The following is a 23,988-nucleotide window of genomic DNA, read 5'->3' as shown; positions in this document are numbered from 1 at the left end:
CGGTCAACATCCTTTGGGTCTCTTTTTTCCTTTCTGCAGCTTTTTAATGACAGTATACTCGACAAATCCCGGACAGACAACGCTGTCAGCAATCAGTCATTTATAGCTAGCAGAAACAGCAAAGGTTTAAAACAAAGTCCTTAGAACTACCTGAATGAGAATGACTCATGTAAAATGGCAGTTAAAGAATAGATTTCTAAATACTTACATAGAAAGCAGTGATCATATGGAAAAGTACACAGAGGTTATGAAACATAGTTTACAGCTGACGGAAACAATGGTGGAAGGTTTATCGCATATCCAAAAGCAGCTGAGTGAGGGGAAGTATTTAGAGGCAACCCAGCTGTTAACCGATGTGATATCTGGTTATGCATCGATTGAGAATTCCGTTCGCCCGGTTCTAATAGCACTGGAAAAAGAAGGTCAGGTAGAAGGCCATTTAGACGATGTCCGTAAAAACATGGGGCAAGTGGTGACACTGCTGGAGGAAGAGGATTTTGGGACAGTCCAGGAAGTCATCCAGTTTACGCTCCTCCCAAACGTGAAGAAATTAAAAGAAGAGATGGAAACAGTGTTTAAGCCTTACATTGTATCCTGATCAAAGTCATACTGGTTCTTTATTTTGTTCCTTAAAAATCATGATCAATACATGTGAATACGATTTTCATTTATAGAAGAGAGTGTCTTGTCTAACTTAGTGATCCGAATTAAATAAACAGGAAGAGTTGCCTCTAAAGGTAACTCTTTTTTTAAAACTGAACTGCAAACGGGAGGCCGTTTATATGCCGAAGATCCTATTGAGTGTAATCAAATTAGCGCCCCAAAAAATTTTGGACTCTATTTGCTGTCCTATTCGCAAGGAACTCAAGTTTTCACTTACTTTATCTAGTTCTTTTTTCTCAAAACACGACTGTATTTACTTTTTTCAAACAATTCTTCCATTATATGTGATATTTTAAAATTAATAATTTTCAAAAAATAACAAAGGAGGGTTGTGGTCAGTCCGCTGCATTAAAAATTACATATTATATGGAGGTTCAAATGAAAAAACAACTGTTAAGTTTGACTCTTGTTACTGCTTTAACTGTGACCAGTTTTGGCACGATGGCTTTGGGGCAGGAAGAAGAAGACAAAGAATACTTAGTGCTTTTTAAATCGAATACGATTAATGAGGAGACGTTAGCTGAAATGGAAGCAGGAGGGGCCGACATTTTACAGGAAGCCTCCAAAGTTGGGCTGGTTCACGTGGCAGCTCCGGAAAGTTTCCAGGATGAGGCGAGTGGAATGGAAGATGTGAGCCTCGTGGCTGAAAATATTGATATTTTTACAAATGACTATTTGCTTGAGGCAGATGGTGAGGTTTCTTTAAATGAAGAGACAATTGAAGCGGATTTATTTGAGGCATACCAGTGGGACATTAAGCGCGTGACTGGTAATGGGAAAGCATGGGACATTACTAAAGGTGACCATTCCGTCGTTGTCGGTGTCATTGATACCGGCGTGGACTTCACTCACCCGGATCTTGAAGATAACCTTCTGTATGGCAAAGCTTTCTTCCCGGGTGCTGAAGAAGAGGATGCTTACAAAGATTCCGGCATGCACGGCACGCATGTGGCAGGCTCGATTGCCGCTAATGGCAGAGTGTTAGGAGTAGGGCCGGAGCTTGGTCTCGCTTCTTACCGTGTAACCAATGACCAGGGGCGGATGAACTGGGCAGGCATCCTTGATGCTATTACTACGGCAGCGGATGACGGCGTGGATGTAGCGAACTTAAGCCTTGGCACGTATTCAACGATCACAAATGAAGCCCAGCGGCTACTCCACCTCTCTTCAAAAAGAGCGGTCCAGTACGCCCATCAGGAAGGGATGATTATCGTTGGCGCCAACGGTAACAATGGCATGGATTTAGGAAAAGCTGTTCACACTGAAAAAGGCGAAGGCAAAGTTTACGGCCCGCTTTTTGATACATTCACAGACATCCCTGGGGTAGTCAGCGTGTCGTCTACTACTGATCGAGATACGCTCGCTTATTATTCCAACTATGGGTCGTCGAACGTCAATTTGGCTGCTCCGGGCGGCGACTATGGTCCGAACTGGCCTAATCCTGAAAATGACCAGAGTTTACTCGTTTCTGAATCCCGCGCTTACAGTACGGTTCCTGTGAGCAGAGGGTCTTACGGCTGGGCGATGGGAACAAGCATGGCCGCTCCTAAAGTAGCAGCGGCAGCCGCGCTCGTGAAAGCTGAGAATCCTCAGTTTTCAAGGGCAAGAACAATCACTCACTTACAGCAAACAGCCGAGGATCTTGGCAAAAAAGGGCATGACGAGTATTTCGGCCACGGACTCGTTGACGCGTACAATGCTTTAAAATAACTATAAGCAAAGCCTGCAGGCATGATCTGCAGGCTTTTTTTACCACTTTGTTTCTTGTGATGGCCGGTATTCGATGTACAAAAGATTAGCTCCTATTTTTAAAAAGTTGTTAAAAACAGCAGAAAAATAAAAATTTTTTATATGAAAATTATCCCTCTATGCGAGTCTTCAGCGCGCCTCCATAAAAAGAAATTATAATAAATTTTCGAAAAGGGGTATCATTCTCAAGGTGCACGGGTTATACTATAGAAAGCTTATTGAGGTTCGGATAAGAATGAAAGAGATTGCTTTTACAAGTTAAATTCCTCTGGATTGATTAAATGAAGGGCTCAACTAGTAATACAATGTGGGAAATTCCCACGCAGGAGGAATAAGTTATGACTCAAGGTACAGTAAAATGGTTTAACGCAGAAAAAGGTTTCGGTTTCATCGAAGTTGAAGGACAAGACGACGTTTTTGTTCACTTTTCCGCAATTCAAGGTGAAGGTTTCAAAACACTTGATGAAGGTCAAGCAGTAAACTTCGACATCGAGCAAGGCCAACGTGGCCCACAGGCTGCTAACGTACAGAAGTAATAACCAAGAAGACCCTGTTTTTACAGGGTCTTTTTTTTATGGCTTGATTTTCAAATGCGCATCCCGGCCGTCCCGCTTCTTCCCACAAAAAACGAGCCAGATGGTACTCTTTCCACTGTCTGCTCCCGCAACCACCACCTTCTCCACCACCAGAAACTACATCCTAACTCCCTCCAAAGCCGTCACAAACCTGTCAAAACTACAAAACTAGAAATGTAGTTTTAACACCTGGTTAGTGATATATTGAACATAGGTAATTAAAAGGCAGGTGAGAGATATGGCGAAGAAGGAATGGATCATTTTAAATAAAGAAGAAAGCAAAGAGCTTTTTAATGAGGCGCAGGAAAAATTCCCTCACCTTAAGACAGATGAAGAAATCGAGGCGAAAGCCGCGTTGTTTAAAGCGCTCGGTGACGAGACACGTCTAAAAATCGTCTCCTTATTAGCTGTCCGGGAATGCTGCCTGTGCGAGCTGGTCGAAGCTCTTGGCAGTGTAAATTCAACGGTGACTCATCATCTGAAATTGCTGGAACGAGGAGGGGTCATTCAGTCACGGAGAGAGGGGAAATTCACAATATATAAATTGAACCCTTCTGTTAAGAGCCTGGACGTTCTTTTAGGAGGGGGAGACTAATGATGGATATTTTATATGCCGGCTGGCAATTTCTTATTGAGTATTTCACCCTTCCCCGAACGATTACGCTGACAATTGTGTTCTTTATTTCAGGAGCAATCGCCCAGTTTATGTCGCAAGGTGCCGTGCTTAAATATTTCGGCCCGAATGCTAAGAAATCAGTCTCGTATTCCATGGCTTCCGTCTCAGGCATCATTCTCACTGTCTGTTCGTGTTCGGTGCTGCCGATGTTTACGAGCATCTGGAAAAAGGGGGCAGGAATCGGTCCTGCTATTACGTTTCTTTTTGCCGGCCCCGCGATTAATCTGCTTGCGATCACCTTTACATTCAGTTTTATCGGCGCAGACATAGGGGCGGCCAGAGTCGTGAGTGCGGTTATTTTAGCCATTATTATAGGTTTTATCATGCAGCTTATTTTTCAAAAGGACGAAAATCACACAGATAAAAATGCCAAGATGTTTGAGATAAATGACACTTCTCCTAGAAACTTGTGGCAAAACGGCCTGTTCTTCGTGACCCTGCTCGTCATGTTGCTGTCAGGCATGAATATGCCTTTTGTGACCTTGGGCGCGCTTGTCATATTAGCCGTCCAGCTTATATGGTTTTTCGATAAAGATGAATTGTGGAGCTGGTGTTTGGAGACTTTTGATCTGGCTAAAAAAATTATTCCGCTGTTTGTCGTAGGGATATTTATTGCAGGCGTCATTACGGTATTAATCCCTGAAACATTTATGTCAGCCGCCGCTGGTGAGAATACGGTTCAGGCCACCTTCCTTGCCTCAATTTTTGGCGCGTTTATGTATTTTGCGACACTTACTGAAGTGCCGATCGTGAACAGTTTCCTTGACCTCGGCATGGCCAAAGGACCTGCCCTTGCCCTTCTGCTGGCAGGGCCGACGATGAGTTTGCCGAATATGATCGTTGTTTCAAAAATTATGGGACTGAAACGGGCAGGAGCTTATATTGGTTTAGTTATTGGGTTGACGACGCTGCTTGCCTTCCTTGCAGGCGTGCTGATCTTTTAAATAAATAGATGGAGGGATAATAATGAAAATTGAAATCTTAGGAAGCGGATGTGCTAAGTGCAAGAAGCTGGAAGCAAGAACCCGGGAAGCCATCGCTGATCTTGGGATCGAAGCGGAAGTTGTGAAAGTGGAGGACCTGGAAGACATTATGAATTACGGTGTGCTGAGCACCCCCGGCTTTGCGGTCGATGGGGAAGTCCTTACAACCGGAAAGTTACTGAGTGTTAAAGATATTAAGAAGCATCTGTCAGTAAAATAAATTAAAGGTTGCTTGATATAAAAGATGATCTTAAAACGGATCATCTTTTTTCTTGTTTCCTGAGCAGTAAACGGTATATTATATAATAAGATAGTTATATAAAGGAGTGTGCATATAATGGCGGTTGAACTGGATCGTATTGTAGAGCAGTATCATCAGGAACTGAGGCGGTTTGTGTTAAAACGGGTCGCAAGCAGGTTTGATGCAGAGGATGTCCTTCAGACTATTTGGATAAAGGTCGTTCGAGAGGAGAACAAACTGGCTGATGTCACACACGTGCGCGGCTGGTTATACCAGATTGCCAGGAGTACGATCATCGATTTTTACCGGAAAAGAAAGGTGGAAATTCCAGATGCCAATGTACCCGACACTCCTATAACTGGTATGGAACATGCGGAAACTAATTTTAATGAAGACTGTGCCTCTTATTTACTGAGAGAATTACAGGGCCTTCCTGAAAAGTACCAGCTGCCGTTTTGGCTGTATGTGGGGGAGGAATGGAAACATCGCCAAATTTCTTCTGAATTGAACCTGACGCTGTCAGGATCAAAAACGAGAGTGCAAAGGGCCAGGAGGCAGCTCAAGGAGATATTGCTGAACTGCTGTGATGTTCAGTTTGACGCGTACGGCAACGTGGTGCGTTACGAGAAAAGAAATGTGTGCTGTGCATAAGAAGTTTTGCGACCCTTTTAAACTGTTTTCGTCTTCTCTGGTGAACGATCATTAAGAGGAGGAATGACTTATGAAAGCAGATAGTCAAAGGAAACTTGTCAGGGAGCGTTACGGCGGCATTGCGACAGGAGCAGGTGACGGGTGCTGCTCTGACGACGGGAAAGCAAGCGGGATTGCTAAAACAATGGGTTACCGGGATGACGAAATAAATGGGGCAGAGGGAGCCAACCTTGGGCTGGGCTGCGGGAATCCGACCGCCATTGCTGGTCTTCGGGAAGGCGAAACTGTCCTCGACCTTGGAAGCGGCGCCGGGTTTGATGCCTTCCTTTCAAGAAAGAAAGTCGGTGAATCAGGAGCAGTTATCGGAGTGGATATGACTCACGAAATGATTGAGAAATCCCGGTATAACGCACACAAGCAGGGGTATGGGAATGTGGAGTTCAGGCTGGGTGAAATAGAGAATTTGCCAGTGGCCGACGCTACTATCGATGTCGTTATCTCTAATTGTGTCATTAATCTTTCTCCTGAAAAAGAGAGAGTTTTTAAAGAAGTGTATCGCGTTTTAAAGCCGGGCGGCCGTATAAACATTTCTGACATTGTCCGGGTCAGTGGTGAGACGCCTGAAAGTGCATATAAAGATCCTCAGGTATGTGATTGTATAATTGGAGCAGAACGTATGGATAAGATTGAACAGATGCTTAAGGATGCAGGCTTTTCCGCTGTTCAAATTACAAAAAACACCTCTAGTGATGATTTGCTCGAAGCCTGGAAAGAGGGCGACCTGCACATTGAGGATGTCGTTTCGGCCACGATACATGCTGTGAAAAACTAACTCTCTAAAGGGGCTTGGATACAAGGCACAAAAAAAGGTTGAGGAGCCGTTCCTCAACCTCTTTTTGTTATGAATTCTCAAACCTGTCCAGCGCCTTATCCAGCTTTTCCAGCCCTTCATCAATCTGCTCTTTTGTGACAATGAGCGGCGGGATCATGCGCATGACTTCCGTCTTGTTGCCGCAGAAATAGAAGAGGACGCCTTCCTCAAGGGCGAGATCAAGGACTTCCATCAATCCGCCGCCGTCGGCTTCTCCTGTTTCGGGATTAATGATTTCAATGCCGATCATTAACCCTATTCCCCGGATCGTCCCTAAGGTCGGGTGGTCTTCTTTCATTTTTTCCAGACGGGAAACAGCGTAATCGCCCATTTCCTGTGCGTTATGAATCAAGTTTTCTTCCATTAACACATCGATCGTGGCAATGCCGGCTTCACAGGCGATCGGGTTTCCGCCGAAAGTTGTCGCGTGGGCGCCGAGCGGCCATTTCTGCATGAGTTCTTTTGAAGCGGCAGTGACTCCGAGCGGCATGCCTGAAGCAATTCCCTTTGCTGCTGCGAGGATATCAGGCGTTACATCAAAAGCTTGTGATGCGAACCAGTGGCCGGTCCGTCCAAACCCTGTCTGGACCTCGTCAAAAATCAGAAGAATGTCATGCTTGTAACAGTGCTCGCGGATTCTTTTGAGCCACGCTGCAGGCGGCACGATATAGCCACCTTCTCCCAAAATCGGTTCGACGATCATGCAGGCAACCTCTTCAGGGGTCACTTGATGGGCGAAAAGGTTATCAAGGTGCTTGTCCAGATTGTCTATATTTTCTTCCTCTGTCAGCTCAGGATCAGCATAAGGGAGCTGAAACGCGTTCATATTTGGCTGCATATGTTTCCTGTACTTGCTCTTAGAGGTGCTGACTCCCATTGCGCCGAACGTCCGGCCGTGGAAGCCGCCTGTAAAGGACACAACTGCGGTTCGTTCCGTGACGAACTTAGCCAGTTTTAATGCGCCCTCAATCGCTTCTGTCCCGCTGTTTCCAAAGAAAAAGCAGTCGATTTCTCCCGGCATAACCTCTGCCAGTTTATCTGCCAGCGTTAAAATGGAGTCGTACATAATGACACCGGAAGGGCCGTGGGTTAATAAATCTGCCCCGTTCTTAATGGCTTCTACAATTTTCGGGTGGCGGTGCCCCGTATTGGTCACGGCAATGCCTGACGTAAAATCCAGATAGGTGTTTCCGTCAGCGCCGTAGTAATAACAGCCTTCTTCCTTAATCACAGGAAGGTTCGGATGGTCTTTAGCCATGCTCGGCGCAAGCCGGTCACTCATCCGCTTTTTCAACGATTCTTCTGCATTTATAGCCATGAATAAAGCCTCCTGTTTTTTTACGAAAAATAATTACTACTGCCATAGCATAACAGTCTCAGTGCCGTTCAACAATTGACGTTCAACAATTAAAAAATAAGGTGGGCAATCCCGGCAATAATTGGCAGTGTAATAAGTGTACGCTGGATAAAAATCACGGCAAGTTCCCAGAAACTGAGGGGAATTTTTGACCGCATAATTAATACACCGATTTCAGACATATAGACGAGCTGGCTGATCGAGACCCCGGCGATAACGAACCGCGTCAGTTCACTTTCAATACCGTTACCGATGACTGCCGGCAGGAACATGTCCGCAAACCCGACGACCATCGCAGGAGCTGCCGCCTGTGCTTCCGGAAGCTGCAGCAGCTGGAGAAGAGGAACAATCGGCATGGACAGCCACACAAAGAGCGGGGTGAATTCCGCGAGAATTAAAGCAATCGTTCCAAGTGTCATGACGACCGGTATGAGGCCAAGCCACATATCGAGGACGTTAGTGGCGCCTTTTTGTATCACACTTCCCAGGCTTTTCACGCTGTTCGCTTTTTCCACTGCGACCTTCAGGCCGAATGAGAGCGTCGACTCATCTTTAGGAGCAGCTTCAGTGATCTGTTTCCCGACAGGTTCATGATAGTCATCCTTCTTAAGGGACAGCGGCGGAATGCGCGGCATAATGACCGCTGCCACAAAGACAGCGATTGTCACTGTCAGGTAAAACGGTACGAAATACGCTTCAAGGCCGATGAAACTGATAATAACTAGACTGAAGGCGATTGAAGCAATCGAAAAGTTCGTTGAAATAACCGATGATTCACGTTTTGTATAATACCCTTGTTCAAACTGCTGGGTTGTGATTAACACCCCAACAGGTCCGGCGCCCATCCACGACGCACTCGCATCAACCGCGGAACGGCCAGGCAGTTTGAATATAGGCTGCATAAATTTACGTAAAAGCGTGCCGATAAAATCCATTAAACCGAATGAGAGCAAAAACGGCATGAATAAAGCGGCAAATAAAAACCATGCCATCAATACAGGAACCAGTTCAAACAGGACAGTTCCTCCTGTGAATGGCGCAATGATCATTTCCGGGCCAGCCTCGAACACAACCATGAGCGCGAAAACCGAACCGATGACTCGGACAAGGAGCCAGAACGCTGAGATATTAAAAAGGTTTCGCATCGCCTCATTATTTGTGATCCATGTTGGCTTCACTGTTTTAGCGATTATGGCACCGGCTGCCGACAGTATAATCACACCCGTCATAAACAAAGGAATGATGTCAGCGAAAGTCGACTGAATCGTTTCTGCTAAAATCCCCACGCCGATAGTGATGCTTCCATTAAACGGAACCGGAACAAGAAACATTAGAATCCCGAATAAGGAAGGCAATAAAAATTTCATTAAAGATAAGGAATACTCATCTGATTTTGTCACCGTTTGTGTATTATAATCGTTAGCCATTAAAAGCAACCTCCAAAGTATAAATAAAATAGAACGGTTATAAACATACCAAGTCTATGAATAAAAATCAATACTAGTGTATAAAAATTAATATCTTGTAAGATTTGGTAACGTATTTTTGAATATAATGTAAATAAATATGTATAATTTTTGTCAAAAACAAGTATCTTTACTCACAGGTGTTTTTAATTAACGAAAAAGAGACTCCAGCCTTAACTGGAGCCTCACTGTCTCTTGAAGCATGGGCTATTCCATTTTAGTAATTTCTTAACTGTGATTTGGTTTGAGGACCGTAAATGCCATCATTTACGAGTGAACTGTATCCAGACTGGAAGTCCAGCACAGCATCTCTCGTTTTCGGGCCATAAATGCCGTCCACTGTCAGGTTAGCACCGGCACTGTTTAAAGCGGATTGTATATGCTCCACCGGTTCGCCGGTGTGGCCGATGTTATAAACACCATCAGGAAGAGAGGCAGCTGGTTCGGAAGGCTCGGAAGGTTCAGAACTTTCTCCGCCATTTGCAGCATCCTCAAGTTCTCCTCGTGTTTGAGGCCCGTATATTCCATCATTAACTAAGTGAGAATAGTCAGACTGGAAACTGTGCACTGCATTACGGGTTTTCGGGCCGTAAATGCCGTCGACAGTTAAGTTTGCGCCAGCGTTATTAAGGGCTGACTGCACGTCTTCAACTGCGGGACCAGTCGCTCCTGTGTTTAAAATTCCGTCAGGCAGGCTGACTTCTCCTGATGAGCCATTTCCTTCAGCTGGCGGGGAGGTGTCGCCTTGGTAAGACGGCCATTCACTCATAAAGTTGTGGGATGGTGTATGATTATCTATCGTTCGGAGTTCATAATTATTGTCTCTTAAATAATCAAGAATTTCAGGGAGAGCTTCAACTGTTTGCGGCAGCACATCGTGAAGTAGAATAACTGAGGCGACATTGTTACTGCGGTTTTCCTCAAGGCCGCTAATAACATTGTTTACGATCGCGTCCGGGTTATTTTCGTGTTCCCAGTCTCTGCTGTCAATGTTCCAGTCCCATATTTCAAATCCGTTTTCAGTTAAAGTATTTTTCATGGCCTGTGTTAAATCGGGGATGGTACCGTATGGGACACGTACGAATTCAGTGTCATAACCGGTAATTTGCTGAATGGTTTGCTGTGTGGTTTGCATTTCGTTCAATGCGCTCGACGGAGAAGCGAAAAACTCCGCTCTCGAATGAGTTACACTGTGGGCTCCTATCGTATGGCCCTGGTCTGCAATTTGCCGGGCTGTGGAAGGGTGGTTGCGCACATCCGGCTCCAGTACAAAGAAAGTTGCTTGTGCATCATAACTTTCCAGGATTGAGAGGACGTCTGTGGTGTGGTTTCCTGGTCCATCGTCAAATGTAAGATAAACGACATCGGGGTGGTTGTAATCTTCTTCCGCGTAGACTCCTGCCGGTACAACTAAGCTGACTAACAACACACTGCAAAGGGTCACGAAGAAGTTTCTCTTCATTTGTACACCTCCGAGTAATATATTTACTGCTTAGTAGTCCTTTTCACCGGGACTATTATATTTAAACTTAAAATTAATAAAAATATAATAATGTTGTTATCTCAGAAACATAACTGTGATGAGTTTGTTACATAAATGGCTCTTCTGAATTAAGGCGCAGGAGAAAATGGAAGCTTCAGGAGCGGGCTTTTCCTTTTAAAAAAATGCTTGCTGCTGAAAAGATGTTAAGGTTTGAAGGGCAGACTCGTAAGTTTTGCAGACGCCTCTTAAACTCTCTTCATTTAGGTCGATATGATAGATACATCGTTTTCTTGCTATAAAAAGATTGAGCGATGTATATAACATTATGGTCTCGATTCGATTTAATAAAGGAGGTGATCCGATGGAAATTCCTTCACTCTCCATTGCCCTTAGCCAGGCGGGAGTGAACCAGCAGGCCTCTCTTTCGATGATGCAAAAATCGATTGATCAGGCCGGCCAGCAGGGACAAGCGCTCGAAAAGCTGATAGACTCCGCAGAGTTGCAGCGAATGGAGCATGCGATGCAGCCCCATCTCGGCGGCAGCATCGACACCAAAGTGTAAGAAGAAAAAGCGGCCTTTCGGGGCTGCTTTTTTTTACTCCCTTAAGAAAAAACATTGTTAAGAAATGTAACGAGTCCATTGATATAACTATTCCAGGTGAGTAGAATGAACACCAATTACAAATTGAATATTTAAAATATTTTCAATTGGGAGTAATTTTCTCAGTAGTCTTATTAAACAAAGCGAAGAGAATGAGTGTTAATAAGCGCCTTTTTAATACTTTAGCAAAGGAGGTCTTTTCATAAGAAACAAAATTTTTAGAAAATTTGTAATTGACAAGCATTTTTTTGTGCAGTATTCTGTATACAGGATTCAGAATACGGTATTTACACTATAAATAAATTAAAAAGGTGAAAAAAATGAGAAAAATTAAACCTACTGAAACACTTGCTGAACAGGCGTATAAAGTCATTAAACAAGCCATCATTGCTAATGATTTTGAGCCTCTGGAGATCTTAGCTGAGGAACAATTAGCCGCAAAATTAGGGATTAGCAGAACTCCTATTAAATCGGCATTAACCCAATTGGCTTATGACGGCCTTGTTGAGATGAAGCCGGGCCGAAAAGCGAGAGTAAGTACAGTTTCGATGAAAGATGTAGTAGACTATCAAGTTCTGCGTGAATCATTGGAGACTCTGGCAGCACGTCTTGCAGTAGAGCATATTGACAGTCAGCAGATTAACTTATTAAAAGATATCTGCGCCCGGCAAAAAGAAGCAATCGTTGAGGGGGATTACAGCAAATTCCTTGAGTTGGATAATGAGTTTCACTTTTCAATAGCCGGTTTTTCTAAAAATGAACAATTAAAAGACTATATAGTTAACCTGATTTACAAAGTCCAACGGTTTTTAATTTTATCTAATACGTTACAGGAAAGCGCGATTGGAGCTGTAGAGGAACACTTGGAAGTAGTAAAAGCGTTAGAAACAAGAGAGCCTCTTAAAGCAGAAGAGCAGATGAAGCTACACGTTCAAAATGTAACAAAACGCATTTTGACTTAGCAATAACCTTAACTAAGGAGGCAAATTAGTGAAGAAAGAACGACCAATTAAGTTTTGTAAGCGGTTACGTTACTTTTGAGGCGTTAAATGCAAAGAGACGGGACACTTTCAAACAGTTTTTAAATCAAGGGAGGATTTTATTAATGAAACGAAGCACTGGTATGTTAATTAGCGGATTATTGTCAATGGGTGTTCTTGCAGGCTGTGGAGACAACAATGCAGAGACGTCAGCAGGGAATGGGGACAGCAGCGGGGGCGGAGAAAGTGTTGATCTCCAATTAGGCCATGCCCTCTCAGAAGGGACTCCGGCGGCTGATTTAATAGATGAAATGGCAGAAAACGTTTTAGAAGAAACAGATGGACGGATTAATATTGATGTTTTTCCTAACAGTCAGCTAGGTTCTGAAACAGAAATGTTAGAGCAGATACAACTTGGCTCTATGGAAGCAGGAGCAATTATGGTCGGATCTATGCAAGCCCTGGATGACCGTATGGCTATTGAAGATTTACCGTATATGTGGAAAGACATTGAGCATGCACGTGAAGCCTATGAAGGGGAATTTGGGGAATACTTAGCCGATGTGATGGATGAACAAGGCATGACACAAGTAGGTTACTTAGAATGGGGATTCAGGCATGTGACCAATAACAGCCATCCTATAGTTGAGCCTGAGGATATGGAAGGCATGAGTATCCGAGTGGCAGAAACAAGTCTGCGTGTCGATGCGTTTGAACAGTTAGGGGCTTTGCCAACAGTCATGGCGTTCAGCGAAGTTTATGGAGCATTGCAGCAGGGCACACTTGACGCTCAGGAAAACCCTCTTGCTAATATTGTCGCCCCTAATTTCGATGAAGTGCAGGATTATTTATCCTTGACCGGACATTTTTATAACACGGTTATGATGGTCGTAGACAACGATATTTGGGAGCAAATTTCTCCAGAGGACCAGGAAATAATCCTGGCTGAAGGTGAAAGAATTTCCCAGGAAGTCCAGCAGATTAACAATGAGAGTGAAGAAGAGTATTTAGCGGAGCTGGCTGATAGAGGAATGGAAATTAATGAAGATGTTAATACCGAAGCTTTCCGTGAACAAATGCTCCCAGTTTATGAAAAGTGGGAAAACGAAACATTCGGGGAAGAGCTTATGGACATATATAGGGAGGCCTCTGGCTGGTAAATGGATACTCTCTCTGTTTAGATGAAAGTCATTTAAACAGAGAGGGAACCCCCTCCGTCTTAGCCAACTCTTTCTTTAAAATTGTTTTGGTGAGTAATAACCATGCCGGACTTTTTATGGAACTCTTGGAGTTTGTGAGATTCACTGTTTTAGAAATGATTCTCAAATTAAAGGAGAATAATATGTTGACAAAAGTTACCGAAAAGTTAGTGAAGTTATTATCCATACTTTGCATCATAACAATTACGGCTTTGACGATTATTGTTTTAGTGCAAGTATTCTCCAGGTATATTAGATATTCTTTGCCTGGAACTGAGGAGTTAGCAAGGCTTCTTGTTGTTTGGCTGACTTTTTTAGGCTCCAGTTTGGCATTGCATGAAAAAATGCATTTATCTGTTAGTTATTTCGTTAATTTAGCCGGACAGAATATGCGTCAGAAAATTAGCTGGCTCGTCCATGGATTAATGATTCTTTTATTTAGTATTCTGCTGATTTATGGCTTCAGACTAACAATTTTCACAATGGGATCATCTTCATCAACTTTACAGTTGCCTATGGGTTTGTTCTACATGGTGATTCCAATTAGTGCGATCTTCTCGATTTATTTTATTGTCGTTCATATGTTCGAGTTCCCTAAAAAAGGAGAGAATACGGCATGATACTTGCGATTTTAGTTTCATTCTTTCTATTGCTCTTCCTCGGGATGCCGATCGCTTTCACGATGGGAACAGTAACAGTCGGAATGTTGTTTATAAAAGACGTTTCATTAGAGCTGATGGTTCAAAGGATGTTTGCAGGCGTAGATAACTTTTCATATTTAGCTTTACCGCTTTTTATTTTGGCTGGAAATATCATGGGCAAGGGTGGATTAACGACACGCCTGATGCGCTTGGCCAATGCGATAGTCGGTAAACTGTCCGGTGGTTTGGGTATGACTGCAGTTGTTACAAGTGCGTTATTTGGGGCAGTTTCGGGTTCTACTGTGGCCACGACATATGCTGTCGGGTCTGTGTTGGGGCCGAAATTGAAAGAGCAAAATTACAGTAATGCCTTCAGTGCAAGCATATTAGGTCCTGCCGGTGTCCTTGGTTTAATTATTCCTCCTAGTATAACGATGGTAATACTAGGTATAACCGCTAATATTTCTATCGGCAAACTCTTTATTGCAGGTCTTGTACCGGGTATTTTGCTTACGGCTTTAATCTGTGTATATGTAGGATTTATGGCTAAGCGAAAGGGTTACGGCGTGATAGAGCAAGAGAAAATAACCGGCAAGGAATTTCTGAAAATATGCGGTGAAGCTTTTTTCCCGCTCATGACACCGGTATTTATTTTAGGGGGTATTTTCAGTGGATTAGTCACTGCTACTGAGGCCGCTGTGCTGGCTGTCGTGTACGGTTTCATTTTGGCTATGTTTTATGGTGAATTAACGTTAAATAAGTTTAAGGAAATTATGGTTACTTCCGCCGTTACGTCGGCTACTATTTTAATCATTATCTCAGTGGCAAATGCGTTCAGTTATGTCCTGACAGCTAACAGAATACCAGCTATGATCACTGATTTCTTTTTATCGTATGCTACCACTCCCCTTCAGTTCTTATTAATGGTTTCAGTGATTTTATTAATACTCGGTACGTTGACAGAAGTCACCTCATTAATTATTTTACTGAGCCCGTTATTTATGCCGGTTGCAATGCAGTATGGCATAGACCCTATTCATTTCGGGATGGTGTTAATTATGAATTTTGCCCTTGCTAATATTACTCCGCCTGTCGGTTTATCTTTAATAGCAGGGTGCAGTATTACAGACAGGAATATGGGGATAGAAGATACGATCCCTTATATATTGCACATTATTTTAATTGTGGCTGTTATTGTTTTAATCATCATTTTTGTACCGGCTATATCTACATTTTTGCCAAATGTATTTGGATAAAGGGGGAGCGTCATGGTTAGAAAGACAGAGGAACAACTGGTAATCGAAAATCCCCACGGGGGGACGGGATCTATCCGGATAAATAAACTATTAACCTCAGAAGAAACAATGGGGAATGTTTCCTTGTTTGCAAGGGTGGTTGTGAATCCTGAAACTACTATAGGATACCACCAGCACACAGGCGAGGCGGAGGCTTATTATGTTTTGAAAGGTGAAGGTTTTTTTATAAACAGCCAAAAAGAACGTCTTGCGATTCAGGCAGGAGATATTTGTACCATTAAAGCTGGACAAAGCCACGGTCTGGAAAACCCTTCAGCTCATTCGATGGAAATCATGGCTCTCGTTTATCCGGAGAGAAAAGAGGCGTAAAGGCATGGCCTTTAGTGAGAGGAAAGACGGGAGAGGTTCACTCCTTACCTGACCATTTTCTAGGGAGGTAATTATATGATCGTCAGCACGACGGATGAGATCTTAGATCATCATCAGGACATGGTTAAAAAGAAAATAAATAAAGAGATTCTTACTTACCCTCATATTGATGACATTCCGGAGGAGATTGCAAAGGATTTAGAAATACTCATCACATACGGCAACGACTTAACTGATGAAAATATTACCCGTTACCCAAAGCTGAAATGGGTTCAAATGCTAAGTGCAGGCCTGGAGGATTTACCGTTTACTGCGCTGCGGGAAAAAGGAATTCTGGTCACCAGTGCGAAAGGGATTCACGCTATTCCTATGAGTGAATATGTGATAGGCGGAATGCTCCATTTTGAAAAGCATTTTGATCGTTACCTTCGCCTTCAAGCGAAGCAGGAATGGGAGCGTGAAACGCTGGTAGGAGAATTATACCGTCAATCTGTTCTCGTATACGGGACAGGGGCAATAGGGGTAAGGATTGCGGAAAAAGCTGAATTTTTCGGTATGAAGGTTCATGGCGTGAACACCTCGGGCCGGCCTGTAGAACCGTTTGATGATGTTCTTACGTTAAAAGAGGCGGAGGAACGGGTTCATGAATATGCCTATGTAGTCATTGTGCTGCCTTCTACAAAAGAAACAAAAGGACTTTTTTCCAGAGGCTATCTTAACAGGCTGAATGAAGAGGCGGTTCTCATCAATGTCGGACGAGGAGACTTGATTGATGAAGAAGCATTGATTGACTTACTATCCGAAAAGAGGATAAAAGGAGCTATTCTTGATGTTTTCCAAACAGAACCTCTTCCGAAAGGCCATCCATTATGGACATTGGAGAATGTAATAATCACTCCTCATATGTCCGCTAAGTCCCACCGCTATCTTGAGAGGTGCATGGAGATCTTTTTAGCCAATTATAAAGCGTACAAAACCAAGCCGGCGCCAATGGAAGAAATGGTGAACGCAGTCGATTTAAGCCGGCATTATTAGAGGAAGGAAGTGGTTTTAGAAATATGCAAACAGCTTTTAAAGAAAACCATCTTAGCCCCAATACATTATATAGAAGGATAAAAAACTTGCCGACTCCGGAAAAAATCGAGGAAATAACTAAAGCTCTGGTAGGCATTCAAAGTATTAATGGTACTTCAGGAGAAGTAAACATTGCTGAGTTTTTATCCACGTTTATTAAACAAATTCCATATTTTAACGATCACCCTGAACTTGTTTGGAACCAGCCTTTAAAAAATGATCATTTAGGAAGAAGAAATGTTTTCGCTTTATTAAAAGGAGAGGTAAAGAGCAATAAAACAGTCCTCTTTCATTCTCATATGGATACAGTCGGGGTAGATGATTTTGGAGGAAATAAAGAAGAAGCATTCCAGCCGGATATTCTTAAAGCCCAATTTGCGAAGCAGGAAGATGATTTGGAACTGCAACAGGCAGCTGAGAGTAATGAGTGGATGTTTGGGCGGGGTTCGGTGGATATGAAAAGCGGCATAGCTGTTCATCTAGCTAATCTTATGCATTTCAGTGAACAAACTACTCGTCTTGAAGGAAATATTCTTGTGATGTTAAACCCCGTAGAAGAGAACGAACATACAGGTGTCATTGATTCAGTTGAGGAGTTATCAAGACTGAAAGATGAACAAAATTTTGAATTTGTTATAGGAATTAATAATGATTTTATAACTGATTTATACGAGGGGGACAAAAATAAATACATCTATACAGGCGCTGTGGGCAAATTGCTTCCATGTTTTTATATTTTCGGACGCGAGGCGCATGTGGGGGAATCTCTGACCAGTGTTGACCCTACGCTTATTTCCTCGGCCATTAACCGGAAAATTAATAATAATATGGATCTTGCTGAGAAGATAAAAGGTGAATTAGTGCTGCCGCCCGCGTGTTTGCACCAGCGTGATAATAAAGATTTCTATAATGTCCAGACGGCTTTAAGCAGTCATTTATTTTTTAATTACTTTGTTTATAAAGACAGTCCTGACGACGTGATGAGAAAACTGCTTAATAAAGCAAAAGAAGCCTCCCAGGAAATAGAAGAACATATGAGAAGGCAATATCAATCTTTTTGTGAAGTGACAGAAATTCCAAATTCTTCAAAATTAAAATGGAAAATTGAAGTCTTATCTTATAAAGAATATACAAGCAGGTTAGTAGAGAAAGGCATAGATGTAAAAGGCATTAACAAAAAAGTCATTGAAAACCGAGGGACTGTAGAGAAACGGGATTTATGTTTCGAAATCCTGGAAACATTACAGCAGGCGGATCCGGATAAGTCACCAAAAGTTGTCGTGTTTTTTGCGCCTCCTTATTGTCCTCACAATTATTTAAGGGATGAGGTAGAAAGTGAAAAAGAAACCTTAACTATTATCCATGACGTTCTGGAAACTTATGAGGAAAAATCACACGAAGTCTTCAAAGTGAAAAAATTCTTCCCCTTCCTGTCAGACAGCAGTTATTTATCGTTGCATGATACGGATACGGAAATTGACCATTTAATTGATAACTTCCCTGAATGGGAAGAAATATATCCCGTGCCGGTCCACGATATCCGAAAGCTTAATATTCCTTCTATTAATATGGGGGTTTACGGAAGAGACGCTCATAAACGGACAGAGAGAGTATATAAGCCTTATACGTTTCACACACTTCCCTATATCATCCGCAGTTTAACAGAGAAAATGCTAACTAATTAAGGAGGAACCATCCTATGGTAAAAACACAAACGTCCCTGTTCGAAAGAGCACAGAAAGTCACACCGCCTATCGCACAACGAGCGACTCAATTAGGAATAGTGAAAGCAGAAGGAAGCTACCTTTTAGGAGAAGACGGCAAAAAATATCTTGATTTCGCCAGCGGCGTAGCAGTGATGAATGTTGGACACAACCACCCGAAAGTCATCGAAGCAGCAAAAAATCAGATGGACGAAATGATCCATGCCGGCCATAATGTCGTGTATTACCCGTCTTATATTGAACTTGCAGAGAAGTTAAACGATTTAAATGGCGGAGACAACATGGTTTATTTCAGTAACAGTGGTGCAGAGGTGAATGAAGGAGCAATTAAACTTGCCAAAAAAACCACGAAAAGACCAGCTGTCATTTCATTTAAACGCGGATTTCATGGAAGAACACTTGCAGCTACATCAATCACTGCCTCAAGTTCGGCTTACCGGAAAGATTATGAAGGGTTAATGCCAAGCGTGTATTTTGCTGAGTACCCTTATGTTTACCGTTCCGGCCGTTCGGAAGAAGAGGAGGTCACTTACTGTTTGCAGCAATTGGAAGAAGTCTTTAAATTCCAGGTTGCCCCGGACAGTGTGGCAGCAATTATTTTAGAACCGGTTCAAGGCGAAGGCGGGTACATTGTGCCGCCTAAGGAATTCTTAGTGAAAATACGTGAAATATGTGATAAACATGGCATCATGCTGATTTTTGATGAAATCCAGACAGGTTTCGGCAGAACAGGTAAAATGTTTGCCTATGAACATTTCGGCGTGAAACCTGACATTTTAACTCTTGCAAAAGGAATAGCTTCAGGGTTTCCTTTAAGTGCTCTTATAGCTCCTAAAGAAATTATGGAAAAATGGCCTGCAGGGACCCACGGAGGAACATATGGAGGTAATCCAGTAGCATGCGCCGCGTCCCTTGCTTCTATTGATATTCTCGAATCAGAAGGTTTGGAAAATGCTGAACGTATGGGACGGTATTTTGTTGAGAGATTACTGGAATTAAAAGAGACAGAGAGCGGAATTGGAGAAGTCAGAGGCCTTGGTTTAATGCTTGCAATGGAACTGATCCAAGAAGACGGAAGCCCTGATACAGAAAGGTTAGGCAAGCTCAGAAACTACGCACAGGAACAAGGGGTCATTCTCCTGGGGTGCGGGACCGATAAAAACGTCATTCGTTTCATCCCTCCCACCACTGTTTCTAAAGAAGAAATAGATTATGCCTTATCTGTTGTAAAAGAAGGTTTGAAAAAATAACGAAGGAGTGAAGTGAAACGATGTTATATATAAATGGCGAATGGGTTCAGTCTGTTTCAGGGGAAGAATTAGAAGTAATAAATCCTGCAACAAAGGAAGTTATCAGTAAAGTAGCTAAAGCTAATGAAAAGGACAGCAAATTGGCCATTGAAGCGGCGGATCATGCTTTTAAAGCGTGGAAGTCGCTGCCGGCCAAAGAACGTGCATCTTATTTAAAAGAGGCCGCAGCTTCTTTAAGAAAAAGTATAGACAGCCTTGCGGAAACGGTCACCAAGGAAATGGGCAAGCCGGTTAATGAAGCGAAGGGAGAAATTAATCTGGCAATCGATTATCTGGAATGGTATGCAGAAGAAGCAAAGAGAGTCTATGGTGAAACAATCCCAGCCTCACATAAAGATAAACGCTTAATGGTTCTAAAAGAGCCTGTAGGCGTGACCGGGGCAGTCACACCTTGGAATTTTCCGGTGGCTATGATTACAAGAAAGCTTGCTCCCGCATTGGCAGCGGGCTGTCCGGTAGTCATTAAACCGGCTTCAGCTACTCCGCTATCAGCAATAAAAGTGTTTGAAGCTTTTCATCAAGCTGGTCTCCCTAAGGGAGTAGCCAACCTCGTTCCTGGATCTGCTTCAAAAGTGGTTGGAGAAATGACAAGAAATCCAGCAGTGAAAAAGATTACTTTTACCGGTTCAACTGAAGTTGGAAAGAAATTAATCCGGGATTCCGCTGATACCGTCAAAAAAGTAGCAATGGAACTTGGCGGCCATGCGCCATTTATTGTATTTGATGATGCCGATATTGATAAAGCCGTGGAAGGCGCGATTGCGAGCAAGTTTAGAAATGCCGGACAAACCTGCATTTGTACGAACAGAATTTATGTGCAGGAAAACGTTGCTGAAGAATTTGGCAAAAAACTTTCCGAAAAAGTTTCTCAGTTAAAAATAGGAAACGGGCTTGAGGAAGGCGTTGCAATTGGTCCTCTTATTGACAAAGAGGCCTATGAGAAAGTTGAAGAACATATTTCCGATGCCACTGACAGAGGAGCTAAAGTATTATGCGGCGGAAGACAAGCTGCTGTGGACAGCCAGGACGGATGGTTTTACGAGCCTACGGTTCTGCATGGCGCGACTGATGAAATGGTAATTTCAACTGAAGAAACATTCGGTCCGGTTGCTCCGATATACTCCTTCTCTACTAAGGAGGAAGCTGTAAAAAGAGCCAATCATCATCAGTATGGTTTAGCAGCTTACTGTTTTACAAAAGATCTTAATCAGGCCTATTTTATGATGGAAGAATTAGAATACGGCATTGTAGGCATTAATGATCCGATCCCAACTACCGCCCAAGCTCCGTTTGGCGGAGTTAAAGAAAGCGGAATTGGAAGAGAAGGCGGTCATCAAGGAATCGATGAGTACTTAGAAGATAAATTTGTCTCATTGAATATAGGTTAATCGCCGGAAGGCTGGTGAACAGGTTGAAGAAAAAGTGGCAAAAAAAACTGGAAAAGATTATTAAAGATGACAAGCGTATATTAACAGATTCAGCCGACCTCCTGAGTTACGGGTTTGATGGTTCTTTTGGCCAGTACAAACCGGAAAGGGTCGTCCAGCCGGTCAACCGGGAAGAAGTAGCGGCCGTCATGAAACTTGCCAATAAATACAGTATTCCTGTCTATCCGAGAGGCCAGGCCACTTGTTTAAGCGGCGGCCCGCTCCCGGTGAAAGGCGGGATTGTCCTGGATACCTGCCATATGACAGGCCAACTGTCGATAGATTCAGAGAATTTAACAGCAGTAGTTTCGCCCGGTATTCTTACTTCTAAAATAAAAGAAGCAGCAGAAGAAAAAGGTTTCTTTTATCCGCCAGATCCGAGCAGCGCCCATGTCTCAACGATAGGTGGGAACGTAGCTGAAAATTCCGGCGGACCAAGAGGCTTAAAATACGGAGTGACAGGCAACTATGTTCTCGGTCTCGAAGTTGTCACTCCTGAAGGAGAAATTATTTACACAGGAGGACAGACGATCAAAAATGTGACCGGCTATAACCTGACGCAACTATTGGTCGGATCAGAAGGCACACTCGGGGTAATTACTGAAATTACACTGCGGCTAGTTCCTAAACCTAAAAAACGGGTATCTATTTTAAGCGTCTTTGATGACCTGGTCGATTCAGGCAGAGCGATATCGGGTGTCCTTTCAGCAGGGATCATGCCTTCAGCGATGGAAATCATTGATAAACATTGTATTAACGCAGTAGAAAATTATAAGCCGGCCGGGTATCCAACCGATGCGGCAGCCATTATTTTAATCGAATTAGATGGCCACCCAAAAGCCATTGAAGAAGAAAGTGTACAGGTGACAGACATTTGCAAAGAACTTGGAGCACGGACTGTGCAATCAGCTGTCGATGAGGAAGACCAAAAAAGCCTGTGGGAAGCAAGAAAACTAGTATCACCAGCCATTGCAAAAATTAAGCCGACCAAAATTTCAGAAGACGCTACAGTCCCACGAAGCAAAATTCCTGAAATGTTTGAACGACTCAATAAAATAAGAGAAAAATATAATATTGAACTTGTCGTTTTCGGCCATGCTGGAGATGGGAATTTACACCCGAACATCCTGACGGATAAACGGGATACAGAGGAAATGAAATGTGTCGAACTTGCTGTTTCAGAAATTTTTGAAGCTGCTATTGATCTTGGAGGCACTCTTTCAGGAGAGCATGGGATCGGCACAATGAAAACTCCATTTATGGAAAAAGAGCTTGGCTCTGCTGGCCTTGAGATGATGAAGCGTGTAAAAGAGTCTTGGGATCCCAATAATATTATGAATCCGGGAAAGATCTTTCCTGAAAAGGGACAGACAAAGTTGGTGTTAACAGAATGAAAGAACAGGCTTTAAAAGACCTCCGAGAAAAAATTGGTTATGACTATACGTTTGATTGTGTTCAATGCGGTTATTGTCTCCCTGCTTGCCCGACATATGAAACTATGGGAAAAGAAACACACAGCCCAAGAGGACGAATTAACCTTGTCAAAATGGTTGCTGAAGAAAAAATGGCCCTTGAAGATTTGCGTGAGCCGATAGAGAAATGTCTTGGCTGCCAGGCCTGCGTGACAGCCTGCCCGACAAATACTCAATACGGAAGGATCTTAGAAGGGGCCCAGGAAGTATTAAATGATTCAGAAAAAAAATCGGTCAGTAAAAAGCTGACAGAGAAGATTGTTTTTGACACCTTTTTTCCATCTTCAAAGTGGATGGCAGGATTCGGGCATGTCATGTGGGGATATGAAAAAACAGGCTTGCAGAAAGCGGTGCGGAAAAGCGGGCTTACCAAATTGGCCCCTTTGAATTTAGGGAAGTTTGAGGAAATCATTCCTTCACCGGCGGCACCTAAAGAAAGAAAAGCCAGAAAGACTTATTATCCGGCTAAAGGAAAAGCCAAAGCAACGGTAGCCTTATTTACAGGTTGTATTATGGATAGTACGTTTTTTTCCACTAACCAAAATACGATTACTTTATTAAACCATGCCGGGGCAAATGTTTATATTCCTGAAGCACAGACTTGCTGCGGGGCTTTACATTCTCATTCCGGAGACGTCAAGCAGGCGAGAGAATTAGCTAAAAGCAATATTAAAGCTTTTGAAGAAATTAACGTCGATTTTGTAGTGAATAATGCCGGAGGGTGCGGCGCCCAGTTAACAGAATATGATCACCTTTTATCAAATGAGGCTGAATGGAGAGACAGGGCACGTTCCTTTGTAGAGAAATCCAAGGATATAAGCACAGTGTTATGGGAATTGGGCGGCGTATCTTTTTTAGAAGAAAAAGAAGAAGTAGTGACTTACCAGCCTTCTTGTCATCTTACTCACGTGCAAAAAGTTACAAAGGAGCCAAAAGCATTGATTCAAGCACTGTCCGGTGTGGTCTTTAATGAAATGAAAGATGAACAAAAATGCTGCGGATCTGCAGGAATTTATAATATTGTTCACTACGATGACGCAATGGAAATATTGGACGTTAAAATGAGCCATATGAAACCAACTAAAGCACACACCATCATTACTACTAATCCAGGCTGTTTATTGCAAATGAAAATGGGAATTAAACGTGAAGGACTGGAAGACAGTGTGAGAGCGGTCCATTTAGTTGACTTCTTATCTGAAAGGCTGCCTTTAACATGA

At 43.0% G+C, this 23,988-nt stretch carries 23 protein-coding genes; 20 read left to right on the top strand and 3 right to left on the bottom strand.

Annotated features, from left to right (window positions below; genetic code table 11):
* The first annotated feature begins 226 nt into the window (after positions 1 to 226).
* From K8O68_RS12315 to arsM, 8 genes are all read left to right on the top strand, one after another.
* Positions 227 to 598 (top strand): DUF8042 domain-containing protein, encoded by a 372-nt coding sequence (locus K8O68_RS12315; RefSeq protein WP_230897168.1) that lies wholly within the window; start codon positions 227 to 229, stop codon positions 596 to 598.
* A gap of 443 nt (positions 599 to 1,041) precedes the next feature.
* Positions 1,042 to 2,373 carry a S8 family serine peptidase gene (locus K8O68_RS12310; RefSeq protein ID WP_230897167.1) on the top strand — a complete coding sequence of 444 codons (1,332 nt, stop codon included), beginning with the start codon at positions 1,042 to 1,044 and terminating at the stop codon, positions 2,371 to 2,373.
* Positions 2,374 to 2,750: 377 nt separating this feature from the next.
* Positions 2,751 to 2,948, top strand: coding sequence for a cold-shock protein (locus K8O68_RS12305; RefSeq protein ID WP_093054336.1), 198 nt, complete (start codon positions 2,751 to 2,753; stop codon positions 2,946 to 2,948).
* Positions 2,949 to 3,225: 277 nt separating this feature from the next.
* Positions 3,226 to 3,582 (top strand): ArsR/SmtB family transcription factor, encoded by a 357-nt coding sequence (locus K8O68_RS12300; protein ID WP_230897166.1) that lies wholly within the window; start codon positions 3,226 to 3,228, stop codon positions 3,580 to 3,582.
* Positions 3,582 to 4,607 carry a permease gene (locus K8O68_RS12295; RefSeq protein ID WP_230897165.1) on the top strand — a complete coding sequence of 342 codons (1,026 nt, stop codon included), beginning with the start codon at positions 3,582 to 3,584 and terminating at the stop codon, positions 4,605 to 4,607. The genes K8O68_RS12300 and K8O68_RS12295 overlap by 1 nt, the downstream gene beginning before the upstream one ends.
* 22 nt (positions 4,608 to 4,629) lie before the next feature.
* Entirely contained in the window at positions 4,630 to 4,866 is a 237-nt protein-coding gene (locus tag K8O68_RS12290) for a thioredoxin family protein (protein ID WP_230897164.1), read from the top strand.
* A 117-nt stretch (positions 4,867 to 4,983) separates the two neighbouring features.
* Positions 4,984 to 5,538 carry a sigma-70 family RNA polymerase sigma factor gene (locus K8O68_RS12285; RefSeq protein ID WP_230897163.1) on the top strand — a complete coding sequence of 185 codons (555 nt, stop codon included), beginning with the start codon at positions 4,984 to 4,986 and terminating at the stop codon, positions 5,536 to 5,538.
* A 70-nt stretch (positions 5,539 to 5,608) separates the two neighbouring features.
* Positions 5,609 to 6,370 (top strand): arsenite methyltransferase, encoded by a 762-nt coding sequence (gene arsM, locus K8O68_RS12280; RefSeq protein WP_230897162.1) that lies wholly within the window; start codon positions 5,609 to 5,611, stop codon positions 6,368 to 6,370.
* A 67-nt stretch (positions 6,371 to 6,437) separates the two neighbouring features.
* Here arsM and K8O68_RS12275 read toward each other — a convergent pair whose 3' ends face one another.
* The 3 genes from K8O68_RS12275 to K8O68_RS12260 all read right to left on the bottom strand — a co-directional run bounded on the left by K8O68_RS12275 (position 6,438) and on the right by K8O68_RS12260 (position 10,694).
* Entirely contained in the window at positions 6,438 to 7,727 is a 1,290-nt protein-coding gene (locus K8O68_RS12275; protein WP_230897161.1) for an aspartate aminotransferase family protein, read from the bottom strand.
* Between the two features lie 89 nt (positions 7,728 to 7,816).
* A complete protein-coding gene (locus tag K8O68_RS12270) occupies positions 7,817 to 9,193 on the bottom strand; it encodes a YjiH family protein (RefSeq protein WP_230897160.1) in 1,377 nt (458 codons plus the stop codon).
* Positions 9,194 to 9,449: 256 nt separating this feature from the next.
* Positions 9,450 to 10,694 carry a polysaccharide deacetylase family protein gene (locus tag K8O68_RS12260; protein ID WP_304619340.1) on the bottom strand — a complete coding sequence of 415 codons (1,245 nt, stop codon included), beginning with the start codon at positions 10,692 to 10,694 and terminating at the stop codon, positions 9,450 to 9,452.
* A 382-nt stretch (positions 10,695 to 11,076) separates the two neighbouring features.
* Here K8O68_RS12260 and K8O68_RS12255 point away from each other — a divergent pair, with 382 nt between their 5' ends.
* The 12 genes from K8O68_RS12255 (at position 11,077) to K8O68_RS12200 (ending at position 23,988) form a co-directional block, all read left to right on the top strand.
* A complete protein-coding gene (locus tag K8O68_RS12255; RefSeq protein WP_230897159.1) occupies positions 11,077 to 11,277 on the top strand; it encodes a YjfB family protein in 201 nt (66 codons plus the stop codon).
* Between the two features lie 359 nt (positions 11,278 to 11,636).
* Positions 11,637 to 12,278 (top strand): GntR family transcriptional regulator, encoded by a 642-nt coding sequence (locus K8O68_RS12250; RefSeq protein WP_230897158.1) that lies wholly within the window; start codon positions 11,637 to 11,639, stop codon positions 12,276 to 12,278.
* A 143-nt stretch (positions 12,279 to 12,421) separates the two neighbouring features.
* On the top strand, positions 12,422 to 13,456 hold the full coding sequence (locus K8O68_RS12245; RefSeq protein WP_230897157.1) for a DctP family TRAP transporter solute-binding subunit: 1,035 nt from the start codon (positions 12,422 to 12,424) through the stop codon (positions 13,454 to 13,456).
* Between the two features lie 182 nt (positions 13,457 to 13,638).
* Positions 13,639 to 14,115 (top strand): TRAP transporter small permease, encoded by a 477-nt coding sequence (locus K8O68_RS12240; protein WP_230897156.1) that lies wholly within the window; start codon positions 13,639 to 13,641, stop codon positions 14,113 to 14,115.
* Positions 14,112 to 15,392: a TRAP transporter large permease gene (locus K8O68_RS12235; protein WP_230897155.1), complete on the top strand. Its 1,281-nt coding sequence runs from the start codon at positions 14,112 to 14,114 to the stop codon at positions 15,390 to 15,392. The genes K8O68_RS12240 and K8O68_RS12235 overlap by 4 nt, the downstream gene beginning before the upstream one ends.
* Before the next feature lie 12 nt (positions 15,393 to 15,404).
* Positions 15,405 to 15,761: a cupin domain-containing protein gene (locus K8O68_RS12230; RefSeq protein WP_230897154.1), complete on the top strand. Its 357-nt coding sequence runs from the start codon at positions 15,405 to 15,407 to the stop codon at positions 15,759 to 15,761.
* 75 nt (positions 15,762 to 15,836) lie between these two features.
* Positions 15,837 to 16,796 (top strand): D-2-hydroxyacid dehydrogenase, encoded by a 960-nt coding sequence (locus tag K8O68_RS12225; protein WP_230897153.1) that lies wholly within the window; start codon positions 15,837 to 15,839, stop codon positions 16,794 to 16,796.
* A gap of 86 nt (positions 16,797 to 16,882) precedes the next feature.
* The gene (locus K8O68_RS12220) at positions 16,883 to 18,520 is read left to right on the top strand and encodes a M20/M25/M40 family metallo-hydrolase (protein ID WP_230897152.1); all 1,638 of its coding nucleotides are present in this window, start codon (positions 16,883 to 16,885) and stop codon (positions 18,518 to 18,520) included.
* Positions 18,521 to 18,534: 14 nt separating this feature from the next.
* Entirely contained in the window at positions 18,535 to 19,809 is a 1,275-nt protein-coding gene (locus K8O68_RS12215; RefSeq protein ID WP_230897151.1) for an aspartate aminotransferase family protein, read from the top strand.
* Between the two features lie 20 nt (positions 19,810 to 19,829).
* Positions 19,830 to 21,257 carry an NAD-dependent succinate-semialdehyde dehydrogenase gene (locus tag K8O68_RS12210; RefSeq protein ID WP_230897150.1) on the top strand — a complete coding sequence of 476 codons (1,428 nt, stop codon included), beginning with the start codon at positions 19,830 to 19,832 and terminating at the stop codon, positions 21,255 to 21,257.
* Positions 21,258 to 21,280: 23 nt separating this feature from the next.
* Complete coding sequence (locus K8O68_RS12205; protein ID WP_230897149.1) at positions 21,281 to 22,690, top strand: FAD-binding oxidoreductase; 1,410 nt, start codon at positions 21,281 to 21,283, stop codon at positions 22,688 to 22,690.
* On the top strand, positions 22,687 to 23,988 hold the full coding sequence (locus K8O68_RS12200; protein ID WP_230897148.1) for a (Fe-S)-binding protein: 1,302 nt from the start codon (positions 22,687 to 22,689) through the stop codon (positions 23,986 to 23,988). The genes K8O68_RS12205 and K8O68_RS12200 overlap by 4 nt, the downstream gene beginning before the upstream one ends.

The organism is Salipaludibacillus sp. CUR1, from assembly GCF_021028955.1.
Lineage (GTDB): Bacteria > Bacillota > Bacilli > Bacillales > Salisediminibacteriaceae > Salipaludibacillus.
Note: the sequence above shows the minus strand (reverse complement) of the source record. Positions and strands in the feature narration are given on the sequence as shown.

Bases quoted from the DNA above. Each gene is read 5' to 3' on its own strand.
- K8O68_RS12240 (WP_230897156.1), top strand. From the start codon at position 13,639: ATGTTGACAAAAGTTACCGAAAAGTTAGTGAAGTTATTATCCATACTT.
- K8O68_RS12315 (WP_230897168.1), top strand. From the start codon at position 227: ATGGAAAAGTACACAGAGGTTATGAAACATAGTTTACAGCTGACGGAA.
- K8O68_RS12200 (WP_230897148.1), top strand. From the start codon at position 22,687: ATGAAAGAACAGGCTTTAAAAGACCTCCGAGAAAAAATTGGTTATGAC.
- K8O68_RS12235 (WP_230897155.1), top strand. From the start codon at position 14,112: ATGATACTTGCGATTTTAGTTTCATTCTTTCTATTGCTCTTCCTCGGG.
- K8O68_RS12285 (WP_230897163.1), top strand. From the start codon at position 4,984: ATGGCGGTTGAACTGGATCGTATTGTAGAGCAGTATCATCAGGAACTG.
- K8O68_RS12305 (WP_093054336.1), top strand. From the start codon at position 2,751: ATGACTCAAGGTACAGTAAAATGGTTTAACGCAGAAAAAGGTTTCGGT.
- K8O68_RS12270 (WP_230897160.1), bottom strand. From the start codon at position 9,193: ATGGCTAACGATTATAATACACAAACGGTGACAAAATCAGATGAGTAT.
- K8O68_RS12255 (WP_230897159.1), top strand. From the start codon at position 11,077: ATGGAAATTCCTTCACTCTCCATTGCCCTTAGCCAGGCGGGAGTGAAC.
- K8O68_RS12250 (WP_230897158.1), top strand. From the start codon at position 11,637: ATGAGAAAAATTAAACCTACTGAAACACTTGCTGAACAGGCGTATAAA.
- K8O68_RS12215 (WP_230897151.1), top strand. From the start codon at position 18,535: ATGGTAAAAACACAAACGTCCCTGTTCGAAAGAGCACAGAAAGTCACA.
- K8O68_RS12260 (WP_304619340.1), bottom strand. From the start codon at position 10,694: ATGAAGAGAAACTTCTTCGTGACCCTTTGCAGTGTGTTGTTAGTCAGC.
- K8O68_RS12310 (WP_230897167.1), top strand. From the start codon at position 1,042: ATGAAAAAACAACTGTTAAGTTTGACTCTTGTTACTGCTTTAACTGTG.
- K8O68_RS12295 (WP_230897165.1), top strand. From the start codon at position 3,582: ATGATGGATATTTTATATGCCGGCTGGCAATTTCTTATTGAGTATTTC.
- K8O68_RS12290 (WP_230897164.1), top strand. From the start codon at position 4,630: ATGAAAATTGAAATCTTAGGAAGCGGATGTGCTAAGTGCAAGAAGCTG.
- K8O68_RS12275 (WP_230897161.1), bottom strand. From the start codon at position 7,727: ATGGCTATAAATGCAGAAGAATCGTTGAAAAAGCGGATGAGTGACCGG.
- K8O68_RS12210 (WP_230897150.1), top strand. From the start codon at position 19,830: ATGTTATATATAAATGGCGAATGGGTTCAGTCTGTTTCAGGGGAAGAA.
- K8O68_RS12245 (WP_230897157.1), top strand. From the start codon at position 12,422: ATGAAACGAAGCACTGGTATGTTAATTAGCGGATTATTGTCAATGGGT.
- K8O68_RS12225 (WP_230897153.1), top strand. From the start codon at position 15,837: ATGATCGTCAGCACGACGGATGAGATCTTAGATCATCATCAGGACATG.
- K8O68_RS12300 (WP_230897166.1), top strand. From the start codon at position 3,226: ATGGCGAAGAAGGAATGGATCATTTTAAATAAAGAAGAAAGCAAAGAG.
- arsM (WP_230897162.1), top strand. From the start codon at position 5,609: ATGAAAGCAGATAGTCAAAGGAAACTTGTCAGGGAGCGTTACGGCGGC.
- K8O68_RS12230 (WP_230897154.1), top strand. From the start codon at position 15,405: ATGGTTAGAAAGACAGAGGAACAACTGGTAATCGAAAATCCCCACGGG.